This is a genomic window from Allobosea sp., assembly GCF_030694325.1.
Lineage (GTDB): Bacteria > Pseudomonadota > Alphaproteobacteria > Rhizobiales > Beijerinckiaceae > Allobosea.
The window spans coordinates 1-17,897 of record NZ_JAUXYO010000113.1 but is presented as its reverse complement, the minus strand read 5'-3'; the positions used below and the strand labels follow the sequence as shown (position 1 = coordinate 17,897).

General features: G+C 68.4%; 13 protein-coding genes and 1 pseudogene. 7 read left to right on the top strand and 7 right to left on the bottom strand.

Annotated features, from left to right (window positions below; genetic code table 11):
* From Q8M82_RS07015 to Q8M82_RS07005, 3 genes and pseudogenes are all read right to left on the bottom strand, one after another.
* Positions 1-546 (bottom strand): annotated as a pseudogene (locus Q8M82_RS07015) (hypothetical protein); the annotation flags it as partial.
* An 89-nt stretch (positions 547-635) separates the two neighbouring features.
* A complete protein-coding gene (locus Q8M82_RS07010; RefSeq protein ID WP_305690659.1) occupies positions 636-1,700 on the bottom strand; it encodes a threonine aldolase family protein in 1,065 nt (354 codons plus the stop codon).
* Positions 1,701-1,749: 49 nt separating this feature from the next.
* Positions 1,750-2,142, bottom strand: a complete 393-nt coding sequence (locus tag Q8M82_RS07005) for an MAPEG family protein (RefSeq protein ID WP_305690658.1) — start codon at positions 2,140-2,142, stop codon at positions 1,750-1,752.
* A 701-nt stretch (positions 2,143-2,843) separates the two neighbouring features.
* Between Q8M82_RS07005 and gltB the strand changes: the two genes are divergently transcribed.
* Positions 2,844-7,463 carry a glutamate synthase large subunit gene (gene gltB, locus Q8M82_RS07000; protein WP_305690660.1) on the top strand — a complete coding sequence of 1,540 codons (4,620 nt, stop codon included), beginning with the start codon at positions 2,844-2,846 and terminating at the stop codon, positions 7,461-7,463.
* A 112-nt stretch (positions 7,464-7,575) separates the two neighbouring features.
* Complete coding sequence (locus Q8M82_RS06995; protein WP_305690657.1) at positions 7,576-9,000, top strand: glutamate synthase subunit beta; 1,425 nt, start codon at positions 7,576-7,578, stop codon at positions 8,998-9,000.
* Positions 9,001-9,096: 96 nt separating this feature from the next.
* On the opposite strand, the gene Q8M82_RS06990 is transcribed toward Q8M82_RS06995, so the two are convergent.
* Together Q8M82_RS06990 and Q8M82_RS06985 are read right to left on the bottom strand one after the other, a co-directional pair.
* A complete protein-coding gene (locus tag Q8M82_RS06990; RefSeq protein WP_305690656.1) occupies positions 9,097-10,311 on the bottom strand; it encodes an SGNH/GDSL hydrolase family protein in 1,215 nt (404 codons plus the stop codon).
* Between the two features lie 62 nt (positions 10,312-10,373).
* On the bottom strand, positions 10,374-11,618 hold the full coding sequence (locus Q8M82_RS06985) for a lytic murein transglycosylase (protein WP_305690655.1): 1,245 nt from the start codon (positions 11,616-11,618) through the stop codon (positions 10,374-10,376).
* 364 nt (positions 11,619-11,982) lie between these two features.
* Between Q8M82_RS06985 and rnk the strand changes: the two genes are divergently transcribed.
* Entirely contained in the window at positions 11,983-12,408 is a 426-nt protein-coding gene (gene rnk / locus Q8M82_RS06980; RefSeq protein ID WP_305690654.1) for a nucleoside diphosphate kinase regulator, read from the top strand.
* Positions 12,409-12,417: 9 nt separating this feature from the next.
* Here rnk and galE read toward each other — a convergent pair whose 3' ends face one another.
* Entirely contained in the window at positions 12,418-13,407 is a 990-nt protein-coding gene (gene galE, locus Q8M82_RS06975; RefSeq protein WP_305690653.1) for a UDP-glucose 4-epimerase GalE, read from the bottom strand.
* Between the two features lie 173 nt (positions 13,408-13,580).
* Between galE and Q8M82_RS06970 the strand changes: the two genes are divergently transcribed.
* The 3 genes from Q8M82_RS06970 (at position 13,581) to Q8M82_RS06960 (ending at position 15,927) form a co-directional block, all read left to right on the top strand.
* Complete coding sequence (locus tag Q8M82_RS06970; RefSeq protein WP_305690652.1) at positions 13,581-14,465, top strand: UTP--glucose-1-phosphate uridylyltransferase; 885 nt, start codon at positions 13,581-13,583, stop codon at positions 14,463-14,465.
* Between the two features lie 25 nt (positions 14,466-14,490).
* Entirely contained in the window at positions 14,491-15,372 is an 882-nt protein-coding gene (locus Q8M82_RS06965) for a methyltransferase domain-containing protein (protein WP_305690651.1), read from the top strand.
* 102 nt (positions 15,373-15,474) lie between these two features.
* Positions 15,475-15,927 (top strand): acyl-CoA thioesterase, encoded by a 453-nt coding sequence (locus Q8M82_RS06960; protein WP_305690650.1) that lies wholly within the window; start codon positions 15,475-15,477, stop codon positions 15,925-15,927.
* On the opposite strand, the gene Q8M82_RS06955 is transcribed toward Q8M82_RS06960, so the two are convergent.
* Positions 15,902-17,143 (bottom strand): vWA domain-containing protein, encoded by a 1,242-nt coding sequence (locus Q8M82_RS06955; protein ID WP_305690649.1) that lies wholly within the window; start codon positions 17,141-17,143, stop codon positions 15,902-15,904. The genes Q8M82_RS06960 and Q8M82_RS06955 overlap by 26 nt on opposite strands.
* 177 nt (positions 17,144-17,320) lie before the next feature.
* Here Q8M82_RS06955 and Q8M82_RS06950 point away from each other — a divergent pair.
* Positions 17,321-17,897, top strand: a 577-nt coding sequence (locus Q8M82_RS06950; RefSeq protein WP_305690648.1) for an AIR synthase related protein, incomplete at its 3' end; no start/stop codon positions are given.

Here is a 17,897-nt window from a genome sequence, read left to right as displayed (position 1 = left end):
CATGGGTGGCTCGGCCTTGAGCGGCGCGGCGGGCGCGGGCGGGGTCACTGTCGCGGGCGCGGTCGCCTGTCCGGGTGGCTTGAGAGGGGCCGGCCGTTCGGGCGGCTGCGGCGTGAGGCGCTGGGCTCGCGGTCTGGCCTCGTCGCGCGGGTCGGTCCGGGCAACGCGAGGAGCCGTGCGCGGCGGCGCCTGGAGGACGATCTCGTCGAGCACCTGGCCGCTATAGCGATCGAGGATGAGCCGGACGCGGGCGCCCGAGCGGGTGCGCCCGTCGACGACATAGGCGGAGCCCGTCGCGACCGTGCGATCGACGCGGGCCAGGCCGTAGTCACGTGCCGCGATCCGCCCGATGGCGCGCTGCGGGATCGGTGCCGGCGGACGCGGGGCGAGGTAGCGATAGCCATAGCCGAAACGCTGCTCGAGATAGGGCGCGTCGTCGTAGAGGTAGTACTGGGCCGATGCGGTGCCGGTTGCGCCGGCGAGGGCGCCGGCGACTGCCATGCCCATCAGCGCATGGCGCTGCGCCGCGGTCGAACGAATGGCCATTGGGAGCATCCCTTTCAGAGGACGAACTGACAGGCTTTCAGTCTTCCTTAGGGATTGCGGCAGGCGTGGGGCTGAATCCGGGAGCGATCTCAGCCATTGCACGCCGCGAGCAGGGCAATGAGGCGCTCCACCTCGGCCTCCGGTGTCGCGAAGGACATGACGAAGCGGCCGACGACCTCGCCCTCGGCCAGCGCCTCGCCTGCCGGCAGGGCGCGCGCCGACCAGTCGAGATAGCCGACGCCGGCCGTCTTCAGCCGCGCCTGCAGGGCAGGGGACAGAATCGGAAACACTTCATTGGCCTGGCAGGGCCAGGCGAGGCGGGCCTGCGAACTGCGCGCGAAGGCCTGGGCGAGGCGCTGCGCGAGTTCATTGGCATGGCGGGCGAGGTCGAGCCAGTGCCCGTCGGCGAGCAGCCCCTCGAACTGGGCGCCGATCAGCCGGCCCTTGGAGAGCGTCTGGCCGGCGCGCTTGCGGCGCCATTTCATCTCGGTCGCGCGGGCGGGGTCGAAGAAGACGACCGCTTCGGCCGCCCAGGCACCGTTCTTGGTGCCGCCGAAGGTGAGCACGTCGACGCCGGCCTTCCAGGTGGTTTCCGCCGGGCTGCAGCCCAGCGTCACCAGCGCATTGGCGAAGCGGGCGCCATCCATGTGCAGGGCCAGGCCGCGCGGCGCGGCGGCCGCCTTCAGCGCGCGGATCTCGTCTGGGGTGTAGATCGTGCCGCATTCGGTGGCCTGGGTGATCGAGAGCGCCTGCGGCTGGACCTGGTGTAGGGCGCCTTCTCGGAAGCGGGCCAGCGTCTGGGTGACTTCCGCGGGCGAGAGCTTGTTGCCGGCGCCCGGCAGGCCGATCAGCTTGGCGCCGTCGCTGAAGAACTCAGGCGCGCCGCATTCGTCGTCGGCGACATGACTCTCCTCATGGGTGACAACGGCGCCCCAGGGGCGGGTCAGGCTCGCCAGCGCCAGCGCATTCGCAGCCGTGCCGCTGGTGACCAGGAAGACCGCGACCTCGCGCTCGAAAATCTCGGCGATGCGGCGCTCGGCCTTCTGCGTCCAGATGTCAGTGCCATAGGCCGAGGCCGGTCCGTCATTGGCGGCGGCGATCGCGGCCATGACCTTAGGGCTCGCGCCCGCGATGTTGTCGCTGATGAAGTTCATGCCGCCAGCGATAGAGGTAGGCTGCGCCCTCGCCAAGGGCGCCGCGCACCTACCCGACCAGCGCCTGCACGAGCAGCGTCACGGCCGCCACGATCAGGCTGAGGAAGGTCGCGACCATGCCGGCGACACGGAAGCGCAGATCCTCGTCGAGATGCGAGACGCCCCAGGCATGGCTCGCCCGGCCGACGAGGAGGCACAGGCAGAGCGCGTGCAGCAGCAGGCTAGGCGCGCCGCGGAACTCGGCCATGGCGAGCAGCAGCAAAGCCAGCGGCGTATATTCGGCGAAATTGCCGTGCACGCGGACGCGGCGTTCGAGGTCGCGGTCGCCGGCGGTGCCGATGGCGATGCGGCCGCTGCGCCGCTGTCGGACCACCGAGAGTGAGAGCATGACGAAGAGCAGCGCCAGCAGCGCGGCATAGACGGGGACGATCACCAGCGGCATCGGGCGCGACCAGGGAAGGAAGGCAGGAGGTTCAGAGTAGGGAACCGATCGCGCGCGCGCCAGAGGCGTCTGCCGCGAGGATCGACAGGAAGTGAGGGGCCGATGCGGCCCTTCATGCCGGAAATGTCGGGAGGCGCCGCTCATGCAACATAAAATTTCCGAAGCGTGACGAATCACCGCTTGTGCCGAGATTGGAATTCTGGCAAATTCACGGAATAGGACAGTGTTGCTGTCCCATTTTTCGCCGTGCCGACCGAACTCCGCAAGGGGAGCGGTCGTGCCATCGCAACGGAGCGGATCGATGACGAAGGGTACGGCCAAACACGCCAAAGCCACTCGTACGCGCGCCGCCCGCAAAGCGGCAGCCTGACAGGCGCGGCAGGGCGACGAGCCCTCAGCGCCTGCGGAGGACGCGGGCGCCCCGAGACCAGCGCAAGCCACCTCCGACAAACGAACGCCCCGGCCATGCTGGCCCCATCCTTGCTGCGGCTCACAAGAGCCGGTGCAGGATCGGCGGCCCAGGATGGGCGAAGGGTGATATGGTCTCAAGGATGCCCTCCGGCGGAAGCCGGGCGGGCGGTGGCAAGCGGGGTTTGACGATGAGCGAAACCAGCCAGTCGAGCGGTGCCTTCGAGCGCGTGGAGACCTTGGACGCCGTCACGCCGGCCTTCGAGCGCTTCCCGGAGGTTCGCGACCCCGCCATGCCGGTGCGCCAGGGCCTCTACGATCCGTCGATGGAGAAGGATTCCTGCGGCGTCGGTTTCATCGCCGACATGAAGAACCGCAAGAGCCATGCCGTCGTGGCGCAGGGCCTGCAGATCCTGCTCAACATCGACCATCGCGGTGCGGTCGGCGCCGACCCCAAGCTCGGCGACGGTTGCGGCATCCTGACCCAGATCCCGCATCGCTTCTTCAGCGAGGAGTGCGCGACGCTCGGCATTACCCTGCCGGAGGTCGGCCATTACGCGATCGGGCAGTTCTTCATGCCGCGCGACACGAGCGACCGGAGGATCTGCGAGGACATCGTCGAGCAGACCGTGACCGAGGAGGGCCTGATCTTCCTCGGCTGGCGCGACGTGCCGGTCGATGGTTCCGATCTCGGCAAGGCGGTGAAGGAGACCGAGCCGGTCCATCGCCAGCTCTTCGTCGGCCGGCCGGCCGAGATCGCGACCGAGGAGGAGTTCGAGCGCAAGGTCTACGTCCTGCGCAAGTCGGTCTCCAACAAGGTCTACAAGCTGAAGGACCGCGCCACCGCGACCTATTACCCGGTCTCGATGTCGGCGCGCACCATCGTCTACAAGGGCATGGTGCTGGTCACCCAGCTCGGCAGCTATTTCAAGGATCTGCAGGACGAGCGCTTCGAGAGCGCGATCGCGCTGGTCCATCAGCGCTTCGCCACCAACACCTTCCCGTCCTGGCGGCTGGCGCACCCTTACCGCATGGTCGCCCATAACGGCGAGATCAACACGCTGCGCGGCAACGTCAACTGGATGGCGGCCCGGCAGGCGAGCGTCGATTCCGAGCTGTTCGGGCCCGACATCTCGAAGCTCTGGCCGATCTCCTATGAGGGCCAGTCCGACACCGCCTGCTTCGACAACGCGCTCGAATTCCTGGTGCAGGGCGGCTACTCGCTGGCGCATGCGATGATGATGCTCGTTCCCGAGGCCTGGAACGGCAACCCGCTGATGGATGAGGAGCGGCGCGCCTTCTACGAGTATCACGCCGCGCTGATGGAGCCCTGGGACGGGCCCGCCGCGATCGCCTTCACCGACGGCAAGCAGATCGGCGCGACGCTGGACCGCAACGGCCTGCGGCCGGCGCGCTATCTCGTCACCGATGACGGGCTCGTGGTGCTCGCCTCCGAATTCGGTGTGCTGCCGATCCCGGAGGAGAAGATCGTCGAGAAGTGGCGCCTGCAGCCGGGCAAGATGCTGCTGATCGATCTCGAAGAGGGCCGGATCATCGGCGATGACGAGATCAAGACGTCGCTGTGTCTCGCCAACCCCTACAAGGACTGGCTGAAGCGCACCCAGATCGTGCTCGAGGATCTGCCGCCGGTCGAGGCGCGGGCGCAGCGTACGGACGTCGCCCTGCTCGATCGCCAGCAGGCCTTCGGCTACACGCAGGAGGACACCCGCCTGCTGATGGCGCCGATGGCGGTGACGGGGCAGGAAGCCGTCGGCTCGATGGGCACCGACACGCCGATCTCGGCGCTCTCCTCGAAGTCGAAGCTGCTCTACACCTATTTCAAGCAGAACTTCGCCCAGGTCACCAACCCGCCGATCGACCCGATCCGCGAGGAGCTGGTGATGAGCCTGCTCTCCTTCATCGGGCCGCGGCCGAACATCCTCGATCTGGAAGGGACCTCGCGGCGCAAGCGGCTCGAGGTGCGCCAGCCGATCCTGACCAATGACGATCTCGAGAAGATCCGCTGCATCGGCCATTACGAGGATCGCTTCGACACCAAGACGATCGATTTCACCTATCCGGCGCGCGATGGCGCGGGCGGCATGGCGGCGGCGCTGGAGCGGCTCTGCGAGCGCGCCGAGGCCGCGGTCCATGGCGGCTACAACATCATCATCCTGTCCGACCGACTGGTCGGGCCGGACCGGATCCCGATCCCGGCGCTGCTGGCGACGGCGGCCGTGCATCATCACTTGATCCGCAAGGGCCTGCGCACCTCGGTCGGCCTCGTCGTGGAATCGGGCGAGCCGCGCGAGATCCATCATTTCTGCTGCCTTGCCGGTTATGGCGCGGAGGCGATCAACCCCTATCTCGCCTTCGACACGCTGCTCGACCTGCACGAGCAGGGCGCCTTCCCGACCGAGGTCGACGCCTATGAGGTGGTGAAGCGCTACATCAAGTCGGTCGGCAAGGGCGTGCTGAAGGTCATGTCCAAGATGGGCATCTCGACCTACCAGTCCTATTGCGGCGCGCAGATCTTCGACGCCGTCGGCCTCAAGAGCGATTTCGTCGAGCGCTACTTCTTCGGCACCGCCACTGCGATCGAGGGCGTCGGTCTCGATGAGGTCGCGCAGGAGAGCGTCAGCCGCCACAAGGACGCCTTCGGCGACGCGCCGGTCTATCGCAACAGCCTCGATATCGGTGGCGAATACGTCTACCGCATCCGCGGCGAGGACCATGTCTGGACGCCGGACGTCGTCGCCTCGCTGCAGCATGCGGTGCGCCTCAACGCGCAGGACCGCTACGAGGCCTTCGCGCAGCAGGTCAATGACGAGGCGCAGCGGCTGACCACGATCCGCGGCCTGTTCAAGCTGAAGCAGGCACGCGACAACGGCCGCGCGCCGGTGCCGCTGGAGAGCGTCGAGCCGGCCTCCGAGATCGTGAAGCGCTTCGCCACCGGCGCGATGTCCTTTGGCTCGATCTCGCGCGAGGCGCATGAGACCATCGCGATCGCGATGAACCAGATCGGCGGCAAGTCGAACACGGGCGAGGGCGGCGAGGAGCCGATCCGCTTCAAGCCGATGGCGGACGGGCGCTCGAAGCGCTCGGCGATCAAGCAGATCGCATCGGGCCGCTTCGGCGTGACGACCGAATATCTGGTCAATGCCGACGTCATGCAGATCAAGGTCGCGCAGGGCGCCAAGCCCGGCGAGGGTGGGCAGCTGCCCGGCCACAAGGTCGACGCCAAGATCGCCAAGGTCCGGCATTCGACGCCGGGCGTCGGCCTGATCTCGCCGCCGCCGCATCACGACATCTATTCGATCGAGGATCTGGCGCAGCTGATCTTCGACCTGAAGAACGTCAACCCCGCGGCGGATGTCTCGGTGAAGCTCGTCTCCGAGATCGGCGTCGGCACCGTGGCGGCCGGCGTGGCCAAGTCGCGCGCCGACCACATCACCATTTCGGGCTTCGAGGGTGGCACGGGCGCGAGCCCGCTGACCTCGCTGAAGCATGCCGGCTCGCCCTGGGAGATCGGGCTGGCCGAGACGCAGCAGACGCTCGTGCTCAACCAGCTGCGCGGCCGCATTGCGCTGCAGGTCGATGGCGGCCTGCGCACCGGCCGCGACGTCGTGATCGGCGCGTTGCTCGGGGCCGACGAGTTCGGCTTCTCGACCGCGCCGCTGATCGCGGCCGGCTGCATCATGATGCGCAAGTGCCATCTCAACACCTGCCCGGTCGGCGTCGCGACGCAGGACCCGGTGCTGCGCAAGCGCTTCAAGGGCCTGCCCGAGCACGTCATCAACTACTTCTTCTTCGTCGCCGAGGACGTGCGTAAGATCCTGGCCGAGATGGGCTTCACCCGCCTCGACGAGATCGTCGGCCGCTCCGACCTGCTCGACAAGCGCGAGGCGATCGACCACTGGAAGGCCAAGGGGCTCGACTTCTCGCGGCTGTTCCACAAGGTCGACATGCCCGACGTGGCGATCCGCCATGTCGAGCTGCAGAAGCACCCGATCGACGACGTGCTCGACCGCAAGCTGATCGCGGGAGCGAAGGATGCGCTGGAGACCGGCACGCCGGTCGTGCTCGAGCACCCGATCTGCAATGTCGACCGCAGCGTCGGCGCGATGCTCTCGGGCGCCGTCGCCAAGACATATGGCCATGCCGGCTTGCCTGAGGACACCATCACGGTGAAGCTGAAGGGCACGTCTGGCCAGAGCTTCGCCGCCTTCCTCGCCGCGGGCGTGACCGTCGAGCTGACCGGGCAGGCCAACGACTATGTCGGCAAGGGCCTCTCCGGCGGCAAGCTGGTGGTCAAGCCGGACCCGGCCTCGAAGGCCGTGCCGGAGCGTTCGATCATCGTCGGCAACACCGTGCTCTACGGCGCGATCGCGGGAGAGGCCTATTTCCGCGGCATCGCCGGCGAACGCTTCGCTGTCCGCAATTCGGGTGCCGTGGCGGTGGTCGAGGGCACGGGCGACCATGGCTGCGAGTACATGACCGGTGGCGTCGTCGCGGTGATCGGGCCGACGGGTCGCAACTTCGCGGCCGGCATGTCGGGCGGCATCGCCTATGTGCTCGACGAGGACGGCAGCTTCCCGCAGCGCTGCAACCTCTCCATGGTCGATCTCGAGCCGGTCGAGGAGGAGGAGGACCTGATGGAGCGGCTGCACCATCATGGCGGCGATCTCGAGCATAAGGGCCGCATCGACATGGCCAATATGTCGGGCCATGACGAGGAGCGCCTGATGCAGATGCTGACGAACCATGTCGACTATACCGGTTCGGAGACGGCCAAGCGCATCCTGGAGAACTGGGCCGACTACCGGACCAAGTTCGTCAAGGTGATGCCGGTCGAGTACCGCCGGGCGCTGCGCGAGATGGAACAGGCGCGTTCGCTCCAGGCGGCGGAATAGGACGAGGGTCGGTTCCGGGCGGGCTTCTGCCGCCTCGGGACTTCATCGGGACAGGCGCCCCGCCCCGCGGGGATGCCCGGCGAGGCCGGGCGGGACGGCGAGAGACACAGGCATGGGCAAGGTCACCGGCTTTCTCGAATATGACCGGCAGGAGCAGAAGTATCAGCTCGCCGGCGACCGCATCCGCCATTTTCGGGAGTTCACGCTCCCGCTGGAGGAGCGCGACGTCAAGAAGCAGGCGGCGCGCTGCATGGATTGCGGCATTCCGTTCTGCCATGGGCCGACCGGCTGCCCGGTCCACAACCAGATTCCGGACTGGAACGAGCTGGTCTATTCCGGCGGCTGGGAGGATGCGCTGCGCAATCTCCACTCGACCAACAATTTCCCCGAGTTCACCGGCCGCATCTGCCCCGCGCCCTGCGAGGAGGCCTGCACGTTGAACCTCGAGAACATGCCCGTCACGATCAAGACGATCGAGCAGGCGATCGCCGACAAGGGCTGGCAGGAGGGCTGGATCGTGCCCGAGCCGGCCGCGATCCGCACCGGCAAGAAAATCGCCGTCGTCGGTTCGGGCCCGGCCGGGCTTGCGGCGGCGCAGCAGCTCGCCCGCGTCGGCCACGAGGTCCATGTCTATGAGCGCGAGGCGCGCGCCGGCGGCCTGCTGCGCTACGGCATTCCCGACTTCAAGATGGAAAAGAAGCACATCGACCGCCGCGTGAAGCAGATGGAGGCCGAGGGCGTCACCTTCCACTACAACGTCAATGTCGGCGTGACCGTGCCCTTCGCGACGCTGACCGCCGAGCACGACGCCGTACTGATGAGCGGCGGCGCCGAGGCGCCGCGCGATCCCGGCCTGCCGGACACCAATCTCGACGGCGTGCATTACGCGATGCCCTACCTGACCCAGCAGAACAAGCGGGTCGGCGGCGAGGACGTTTCGGGCATCACGCCGATCCTGGCCGGCGGCAAGCATGTCGTCGTGGTCGGCGGCGGCGACACGGCGTCGGACTGCGTCGGAACGGCCTTCCGCCAGGGGGCACTCTCGGTGACGCAGCTCGACATCCGGCCGATGGCGCCGCAGATCGAGGACAAGCTCACCGTCTGGCCCTATTGGCCGACGAAGTTCCGCACCTCCTCCTCGCAGGCCGAGGGCGCCGAGCGCGAGTTCCAGGCGGCGACGCTCGGGCTCGAGGGCCGCAACGGCAAGCTCACCGGCGTGCGCTGTGCCCGCGTCGACGAGAAGCGCCAGCCGATCCCGGGCACCGAATTCGTGCTGCAGGCCGATCTCTGCTTCCTCGCCATCGGCTTCGCCGGTTCGCTGATCGAGGGCATGATCGCGCAGTCGGGCGCGGCCGTCGACAAGCGCGCCAACGTCGTCGCCAATGACAGCGACTACCGCACCAGCGTCGACAAGGTCTTCGTCGCCGGCGACATGCGCCGCGGCCAGTCGCTCGTGGTCTGGGCGATCCGCGAGGGCCGCCAGGCGGCGCATGCGATCGACAAGCAGCTGATGGGCGAGACGATCCTGCCGCTGTGACGGGCGGTCGTCATGGTCGGGCTTGACCCGACCATCTCGGAAACCAGTGGCATCTCGTCGGAGAGATTCTCGGGTCAAGCCCGAGCATGACGTGTCTCACCGCGGCCAGCGGTGATCGTCCATCCGCCCTGGCTTCGGCTCGGGCAGGATGCCCTCGCCGAAGATGCGGTCGAGCTGGCCGGCGAGTTCGCCGCGGCCGCGCGCATCGGGGATCGAGACCAGCAGCGCCTGCTCGCCGGGCCCCGCCGTGCCGGTCAGTGGCAGGATCGGCCCGGCCGCCGGCTTGGCCTGGAGCGCGGCCGGCAGGCTGATCACGGGCAGGCCTGCGACCATCTGGTCGATCAGGCGCTCGACGCCGCCGGGCTGCAGTTCTGGATTGGTGGGGGCGCCGGTCTCGGGCGAGACGGGCAGGGCGATCACGCTGCCCTGGGTTCCCGGCTCGAACATCCGGCGCACCAGCACATCGACGAAATGGGCCGCCTTGCGGGCTCCGATCGCAGTGAAGTGGATGCCGTCGCCGAGCCGCAGCCGCGCCGGCTGGCCGGAGACGTCGGGCCCCATCGCGGCGTAGCGGTTTTCCGCATCGACGAAGGCGCCCCAGAGATCGACATACTGCCCACCGAGACGCTCGACCTGCTGACGGTACTGCTCGTTGAAGGTGACCAGATCGGCCGAAAGCCTCGCATTCTGCACCGGCGGCGCGCCGACCCAGATCAGCGGGACGCGCCGCGCCGCGAAGGCCTGCGCGACGGCATTGATGCGCTCGCGGTAGAGTTCGAGCCAGCGCGGGCTGAGCGGCTCGTGGACCATGTCGCCCTCGCGGATCGCCTGCCGGTCGTTGAGGCCGACCATCATGACGCCGAGCCCGATCTTGGCATCGGCCGCGACGAGTTCGGCGGCGACCTTGGGCCAGTCGTGGAAGTCGCTGCGCACGAGCCCGGAATCCGGCTTCGCCCGCGCGATCACCGCGAGGTCGGGCCGGTCCTCCAGCGCCTCTTCAAGCCCATCGGCCAGCAGGTTGGCGAGGGAATCGCCGATGACGAGGATATGGTGGGCGACGTCGACCTTGGGGATGACCGGGTCGTCGCGGACGACGACGGGTGCGGCCGGGCGGCGGCGGACCACCGGTGCGACGCGCTGGCGCTGCGGCTGGACCGCCTGGGGCTGCTGGGGCTGCTGCCAGAAGAGCTGAAACAGGCTGCGCTGCTGAGGTTGCGACTGGCGCGCCTGCTGCGCGAGCGAGGGCAGCCCGCCTGTCAAAATCAGCAGGCCGGCGACCACCAGCATCGTGAAGAGGGCGCGCAAACGCATCGGGCACTCGATCCGCACCCCTGTGCGGGGCGGCGCTATCATAGCGGAAGACGGTGCCGCCGTCAGCGGGCCGTGCGCAGCCGTGCCAGCAGGGCCGGTGTCGGCCAGCCATCGGCGATCTCGCCCTGGCGGAGCTGGTACTGGCGCACGGCCTCGCGGGTGCCGGTGCCGATGCGCCCGTCGGCGTCGTGGTTGTAGAGGCCGAGCGTCTTCAGGCGGCGCTGCAGGTCCTGGATGGCGGATTTGTCGAGGCGCGGCGCCTGGACCGGCCAGTCGGCCTGGATGGCAGGGCGGCCCATGATGCGGTCGCCGAGATGGCCGACGGCGAGCGCATAGGCGTCCGACGAGTTGTACTTCTTGATGACGTCGAAATTCTCGGTGAGCAGCATCACCGGGCCGCGATGGCCGGCGGGATAGAACAGCCGGCCCTCGCCGGAAGAGGGCAGCCGCCCGCCATCGGCCTTGCGCACGCCGGCGGTGGCGAACTGCAAAAAGCTCGCCCGGTTCAGCCGGTGGTCGAAGCCCTCGGGCAGCGTGACCTCGAGCCCCCAGGGCAGGCCCGGCACCCAGCCATGCCCCTTCAGATAGTTGGCGGTGGAGGCGAGCGCGTCGGCGGTCGAGGTCCAGATGTCGGCATGGCCGTCGCCAGTGTGGTCGACCGCATATTTGCGGTAGCTCGACGGCATGAACTGGGTGTGGCCCATGGCGCCGGCCCAGGAGCCGCGCAGTTCGCGGCGCTCGACATGGCCTTCCTCGATCAGCTCGAGCGCGGTCAGGAGTTCGTCGCGGAAGAAGTCGCCGCGATAGCGCAGATGGGCGAGCGTCGCGAGCGAGCGGATGGTGTCCTTGTCGCCCTTGAACGAGCCGTAATTGGTCTCCATGCCCCAGACGCCGAGCACGATCTCGCGCGGCACGCCGTAGCGCGCCTCGACCTGGGCCAGAAGCCCGGCGTTGCCAGCGGCCGCATCGCGGCCGCGGGGAATCCGCGTGCCGCCCACCGCGCTGTTGAGATAGCCCCAGATCGGCGCGGTGAACTCGGACTGCTTCCGGGTGAGTGCCGCGATGGCGGGGTCGGGGGTCATGCCCTGGAAGGCCAGGTCGAAGGTCGCGCGCGAGATGCCGCGGGCCTGGGCCAGCGGCCAGAGCCGCTGCAGGAAGGCCCCGAAATCGCCCTCGGCCGGGCGGGCGGCGGGGGTCGGCGGCGCCTCTCGCGTGCGGGCGGACGAGGTGCCGATCGAGCCCGTGGTCTGGGCGAAGGCGGGCGCCAGGCTGATCAGGGCCGCTGCGGCGATGACGGACAGGCGCATGGAACACTCGGATCGACGGGAGGGACGGTCTGCTCCAGAGCGCCCGAACAAGATTAACCAAAGGTTAAGGGCAGCGGCAATGGCGGACGAACGCGCCGCCGGCGCCGGCGATTTGACAAAGCCGACGCCATGGCCGAGCCTCGCGCGCATGATCAGCCCCTCCAGCTTCTGCTGCGGCCTTCGCCGTTCGGGTCCCTTCATCGCGGGCCATTAGCCCCGCGCCCGCCGCGTTGCGCGCTCCGGGTTCGGGGCCGCCATCGCGCCGAGCGGCATCGCCGCTTCCCGTTTCAGTCTTCCTTCCGGCCGTCGCCGCGGGCGCGATCGATCGCCTCCGCCGGCTGCCGAGCAACCCTCAGGATTCATCATGAGCCAGACCACCAAGCGCGCCGCGCGTCCCGCCATCGTGCTGACGGCCGAGGATCATCTCCTGCTCAGCCGCGCCGTTGACGGCGCCGGCGAGCGCCTGGCCGATCTCGCGGCCGAACTCGCCCGCGAACTCGACCGTGCCCGCATTCTCCCGCGAGGGCGTCATTCGGCGGATCACATCCGCATCGGCAGCGGCGTCACCTTTCGCGACGACGCCTCGGGCAAGGAGAGCACGATCACGCTCGTGCGGCCCGAGGAGGCCGACGTCGACGCGGGTCGGATCTCGGTGATGACGCCGATCGGCGTCGCCCTGATCGGCATGGCCGCCGGCAAGTCGATCGACTGGACGACACGCTCGGGCGAGCAGCGGCGGCTGACCGTGACGGCGGTGCGCGATCCCGCCGATCTGGCCTTGACCGGCTGAGGCCGGCGGTCACACCGCGTTGCGGGTCTTCAGCTTGTCTTCCCAGGCGAGGGCCTGACGGACGATCTCCTCGAGGTCGTCATGCTCCGGCTTCCAGCCGAGTTCGCTGCGAATGCGGTCGGCCCTGGCGACGAGGGCGGCCGGATCCCCGGCCCGGCGGCCCGACAGCGTCACCGGAAAGTCGACGCCCGAGACCTTCTTGACGACCTCGACCACCTCCTTGACCGAATAGCCCCGGCCATAGCCGCAGTTCAGGGTCAGGCTTTCGCCGCCGCCGCGCAGATGTTCGAGCGCGGCGATATGGGCACGGGCGAGGTCGGTGACGTGGATGTAGTCGCGGATGCAGGTGCCGTCGGGCGTCGGATAGTCGGTGCCGAAGACCTCGAGGCCCGGACGCTGCCCGAGAGCGGCCTGGCCGGCCACCTTGATGAGATGCGTCGCGTTGGGTGAGGACTGGCCCGACCGGCCCCGCGGATCGGCGCCGGCGACGTTGAAATAGCGCAGCACGACATAACCCAGCCCATGCGCCTTCGCCGTGTCGGCGAGCATCCACTCGCTCATCAGCTTGGAGCGGCCATAGGGGTTGATCGGGTGGAGGTCGATCTCCTCCGGAACCGGACTGACCGCGGGTTCGCCATAGACGGCCGCGGTGGAGGAAAAGATGATGCGGCGGACGCCGCCGCGCACCGCGCTCTCCAGCAGGGCGCGGGTCTTCACCGTGTTGTTGAAATAGTAGCCCAACGGGTCGGCGACGGATTCGGGGACGACGATCCTCGCGGCGAAATGGGCGATCTCGGTGATGCCGTGCTCGGCGATGATGCGGGCGAGCAGATCCTGGTCGCCGATGTCGCCCTCGATCAGCGGCACCTCCTTCGGCACCGCCCACCAGAAGCCGGTGGAGAGATTGTCCAGCACGACCACGCTCTCGCCACGGTCGAGCAGTTCCAGAACCATGTGGCTGCCGATGTATCCGGCTCCGCCCGAAACAAGTACCGCCATCGCCCGTCATCACCTTCCGCAGCCGGAACCGCCCCACGCAAAAGGCGTTCACGGTCTCGCAAGCACATTCTGCTTCTACTACGATGTGACCGGCTTGGTGCAAGCCGAGAGCAGGCCGCTTTTCAACCCGAACCGCCGCTGCCACGCCAGGCCGGGCGCCAAATGGACCTTTCATGTCGAAACGCATCCGCAAGGCCGTCTTTCCCGTCGCCGGTCTCGGCACTCGCTTTCTTCCCGCGACCAAGGCGGTCCCGAAGGAGATGCTGACGGTGGTCGACCGGCCCGCCCTCCAGCATGTCGTCGACGAGGCCCGCGCCGCCGGCATCGAGCATTTCGTCTTCATCACCGGCCGCAACAAGGCGGTGATCGAGGACCATTTCGATTTCGCCTACGAGCTCGACGACACGCTGCGCCGCCGCAACAAGACCGCCGAGATCGAGGCGCTGGCGGCCGATCTGCCGCTCGCGGGTGCGACGAGCTTCACCCGCCAGCAGCAGCCGCTGGGACTCGGCCATGCCGTCTGGTGCGCCCGCGACATCATCGGCGACGACGAGCCCTTCGCGCTGCTGCTGCCGGACATGCTGCACCATACCCATGGCAAGGGCTGCCTGGCCGAGCTGATCGACGCCTACAACAAGCATGGCGGCAACCACATCGCCGTGGCGCCGGTGCCGGACGACCAGACGCATCAATACGGCATCGTCGGTGTCGAGAGGCGCGAGGCCAAGGTCTCGAAGGTGACCAAGATGGTCGAGAAGCCGGCGAAGGGAACGGCGCCGTCGAACCTGCACATCACCGGGCGCTACATCCTGCAGCCGACGATCTTCAACCTGCTCGCCAACCAGGAGCCGGGTGCCGGAGGCGAGATCCAGCTCACCGATTCGATGATCGCGCTGTCGCGGCTGGAGCCCTTCCATGCGGTCCGCTTCGACGGCGACATCTACGACACCGGCTCGAAGCTCGGCTTCCTTGCGGCGAACGTCGCCTATGCGCTCGATCGCCAGGATCTCGGGCCGCAGTTCCGCCAAGAGCTCGAGCGGCTGCTGGACCGTCTGTGAGCCGGTTCGGGCCGGGGCGCGGAGCGTGAGCGATGCCGCCCGCGTCTTCGACCGGGCGCTGGGTCGGCGGCGGCTGACGCGGGCGCTGGCGGCCGGCTATCCGGATTTCCTGCTGCGCCGGGCCGCGGAGGATCTCGACGAGCGGCTGGCGGCGGTGCTGCGCCGTTTCGAGCGGGCGGCCGATCTCGGCTCGCCCCTGCCCTTGGCCGTGCCGGTGCTCGCCGGCAAGGCGAATGCGGTGCTGCACATGGCGGAGGCCCCGGGCGGCCGGAGCGATCTGGTCGGCGATCTCGAACGCCTGCCTTTTGCTTCGGCGAGCCTCGATCTCTGTGCCTCGCTGCTGGCCCTGCACGGCGTCAACGACCTGCCGGGCGCGCTGATCCAGATCCGGCGGGCGCTGCGGCCGGACGGGCTGTTCATCGGTTGCCTGCTCGGCGGCCGCACGCTCCATGAACTGCGTCAGGTCCTTCTGGAGGCGGAAGCCGAGACCTCGGGCGGCGCCAGCCCGCGGATCGCGCCCTTCGCCGATCTGCGCGATCTCGGTAGCCTCCTGCAGCGGGCGGGCTTCGCGCTGCCGGTCGTCGATAGCGAGGTCGTGACCGTGCGCTATCGCGACGTCTTCGGGCTGCTGCGCGATCTGCGTGCGCTCGGCTGGAGCAATGCGCTGGAGGCCCGCCGCCGGACCGGCCTGCGCCGCGACACGCTGATGCGGGCGGCGGGCCTCTATGCCGAGCGCCATGCGGACGCCGACGGGCGGCTGCGGGCGACCTTCGAGATTGTCTGGCTCTCGGGCTGGGCGCCGCATGAAAGCCAGCAGCAGCCGCTGCGGCCGGGCTCGGCCAAGGCGCGGCTGGCGGACGCGCTCGGCGTGCCGGAGATCGGCACGGGCGACAAGGCCGGGCAATAATGGTTCTGGAGGGCGCCCGCAGCCCTCATCCTGAGGAGCGGGCGGAGCCTGTGGCGCTCCTCAGGATGAGGGCTCGCAACGTTGCACCGGGGGGAGGAAGCCTTGAGCGGAAAACAGGAGCGGCTGGGCCGCGACGCCTTCGGCATCTTCCGCACCATCCCGACGCGCTGGCACGACAACGACGTCTACGGCCACGTCAACAATGTCGTCTATTATTCATGGTTCGACACCGCCGTGAACGCTTGGCTCATCGAGCGCGGCTTCCTCGACATCGCCGGCAGCGCCACGGTCGGCCTCGTCGTCGAGACGACCTGCAGCTATTTCGAGAGCGTCGCCTTCCCGGAGACGGTCGAACTCGGCCTCGGCGTCGAGCGGCTGGGCACCAGCTCCGTCACCTACCGGATCGGCGTGTTCCGCGAGGGCGGGGAGCGGGCGGCGGCGCAGGGCCGCTTCACCCATGTCCATGTCGACCGGGCGACGCAGCGGCCGGTGCCGATCCCGGCGGCCTTACGCGCGGCGCTGGAAACCCTCACATCGTCAGGCGGATCTGGCTGATCTCGCGGGCGATCTGCTGGAAGATCGGCGTGAGCTGGGAGGCGTTGGAGACCTCGAAGAACATCGAGGTCTCGCTGGCGCAGCCGCGCAGCAGGCTGCTGTTCCCGTTGATGACGCGGATCGAATAGATCTTGATGCCCGTCGCCTTGGCATTCGTGCAGGCGGTGGCGGTGCGCTGGTCCATGGTGGTCTGGTTGTCGCCGAAGCGGTTCTGCGTGTTGTCGCCGTCGGTCAGCAGGATCATGTATTTCGTCAGCCGCGGCGTAGTGGAGGCGGCAGCCTCCGGCAGCGGTGCGCCCTGGCTGAGGCTCGCCATGCCCCAGGCGGCGCCGATCGTGACATTGGTGTTGCCCACCGGCGTCATCGCGTTGACGGTGTTCTGCAGCGCGGTCCAGTTGCTGGTCAGCGGCAGTATCGGCGTCAGCGAGGCGTAGGCGCAGAAATCGGCCGGATAGAGCGTCGCGTTGGCGCCCGCGACGGCGCTGGCGTCGCTGACGTCATAGGACTTGTCGCGGTCGCTGACGCAGCCCTGCCAGGTTGCCTTGGTGATGGTCTCGGTCGTCCGGCTCTTGCCGCTGCCGGTGGTGCGGGTCATGTCGTAGCGCAGCCAGGGCGAGTCCTTGTAGGTCGTCGGCAGCCGCACCTGCGTCGCGAAGGGCACGATCGAGACGCGGATCTGGTCTGTCGTGGTCGCAGCGTCCTTCAGGATCTTGAGCAGGTCGAGCGAGGCCTTCTTGAGCTCGGTCATCTTGCTGGAGGAGGCCATCGAGCCGGTGTTGTCGAGCACGAGCGCGAGTTCGACCGTGTTCGTGCCCCAGGCGGCCTGGGCGGTCGAGGAGACGGGGATGGTGTCGAAGCCGATAACCCGGGTGATGCTCGTCTCGACCATCGTGTCGGCGGTGACGGCGACGGTGCGCGCCGTGCGATTGATCGCCACCGTGTAGTTTCCGAGCTTGGCGTCGGAATTGCCGGCGAGATTGGCGCGGATCAGGGCTTCGGCGCGGCTCCGGAGCTCGGCGTCACCGAGCTTGCTGGCGTCGCGGGCGACCATCAGCGCAGCCGAATCGACCGCGACGTTGAGGCTCGCCTTGGCCGAACTCGCGCGCGCATAGTCGACGCTCGCACCGGCGATGCCGATCAGCGGCAGGGCGACGAATCCGAACAGAACCGCGACATTGCCGGAGCGGTCGTTCCTGAAACGGGACAAAAGCGACATCGACTGTTCCTCCATGGCACGGTCTTCTCCGTGCCGAGGGACACAGCGCAGGGCGCGTGCCAGCCGGGGCGTGAAGAGGCCGATGCGACGGGAATGCGTTGTCTATGCCGGTCAGTCGGGTTATGCCCCGCGCATCGAAACTGGCCGCGCGGCCGGAACGGCAGGAACCCTCGCCCCGTGATTCCCAACGACATCAAGATCACGCCGCAGCTCGTCGCCGAACACGGCCTGAAGCCCGACGAGTATCAGCGCTTCCTGCATCTGATCGGGCGCGAGCCCTCGATCACCGAGCTCGGCATCGTCTCGGCGATGTGGAACGAGCACTGCTCGTACAAATCCTCGAAAATCCATCTGAAGACACTGCCGACCAAGGCGCCCTGGGTCATCCAGGGGCCGGGCGAGAATGCCGGCGTCATCGATATCGGCGACGGGCTGGCCATCGTCTTCAAGATGGAAAGCCACAACCATCCCTCCTACATCGAACCGCATGAGGGCGCGGCGACCGGCGTGGGCGGCATTCTGCGCGACGTCTTCACCATGGGCGCGCGCCCGGTGGCGGCCCTGAACGCGCTGCGTTTCGGCGCGCCCGAACATCCGCGCACGCGCCATATCGTCTCGGGCGTCGTCGCCGGCATCGGCGGCTACGGCAATTCCTTCGGCGTGCCGACCATCGGCGGCGAAGTGAATTTCGATCCGAGCTACAACGGCAATTGCCTGGTCAACGCCTTCGCGGCGGGTCTCGCCGATGCCGACA

Excerpts from the sequence above, each read along its gene's own strand:
- Q8M82_RS07010 (WP_305690659.1), bottom strand. The coding sequence starts at position 1,700 with ATGAACTTCATCAGCGACAACATCGCGGGCGCGAGCCCTAAGGTCATG.
- Q8M82_RS07005 (WP_305690658.1), bottom strand. The coding sequence starts at position 2,142 with ATGCCGCTGGTGATCGTCCCCGTCTATGCCGCGCTGCTGGCGCTGCTC.
- gltB (WP_305690660.1), top strand. The coding sequence starts at position 2,844 with ATGCCGGTGCGCCAGGGCCTCTACGATCCGTCGATGGAGAAGGATTCC.
- Q8M82_RS06995 (WP_305690657.1), top strand. The coding sequence starts at position 7,576 with ATGGGCAAGGTCACCGGCTTTCTCGAATATGACCGGCAGGAGCAGAAG.
- Q8M82_RS06990 (WP_305690656.1), bottom strand. The coding sequence starts at position 10,311 with ATGCGTTTGCGCGCCCTCTTCACGATGCTGGTGGTCGCCGGCCTGCTG.
- Q8M82_RS06985 (WP_305690655.1), bottom strand. The coding sequence starts at position 11,618 with ATGCGCCTGTCCGTCATCGCCGCAGCGGCCCTGATCAGCCTGGCGCCC.
- rnk (WP_305690654.1), top strand. The coding sequence starts at position 11,983 with ATGAGCCAGACCACCAAGCGCGCCGCGCGTCCCGCCATCGTGCTGACG.
- galE (WP_305690653.1), bottom strand. The coding sequence starts at position 13,407 with ATGGCGGTACTTGTTTCGGGCGGAGCCGGATACATCGGCAGCCACATG.
- Q8M82_RS06970 (WP_305690652.1), top strand. The coding sequence starts at position 13,581 with ATGTCGAAACGCATCCGCAAGGCCGTCTTTCCCGTCGCCGGTCTCGGC.
- Q8M82_RS06955 (WP_305690649.1), bottom strand. The coding sequence starts at position 17,143 with ATGTCGCTTTTGTCCCGTTTCAGGAACGACCGCTCCGGCAATGTCGCG.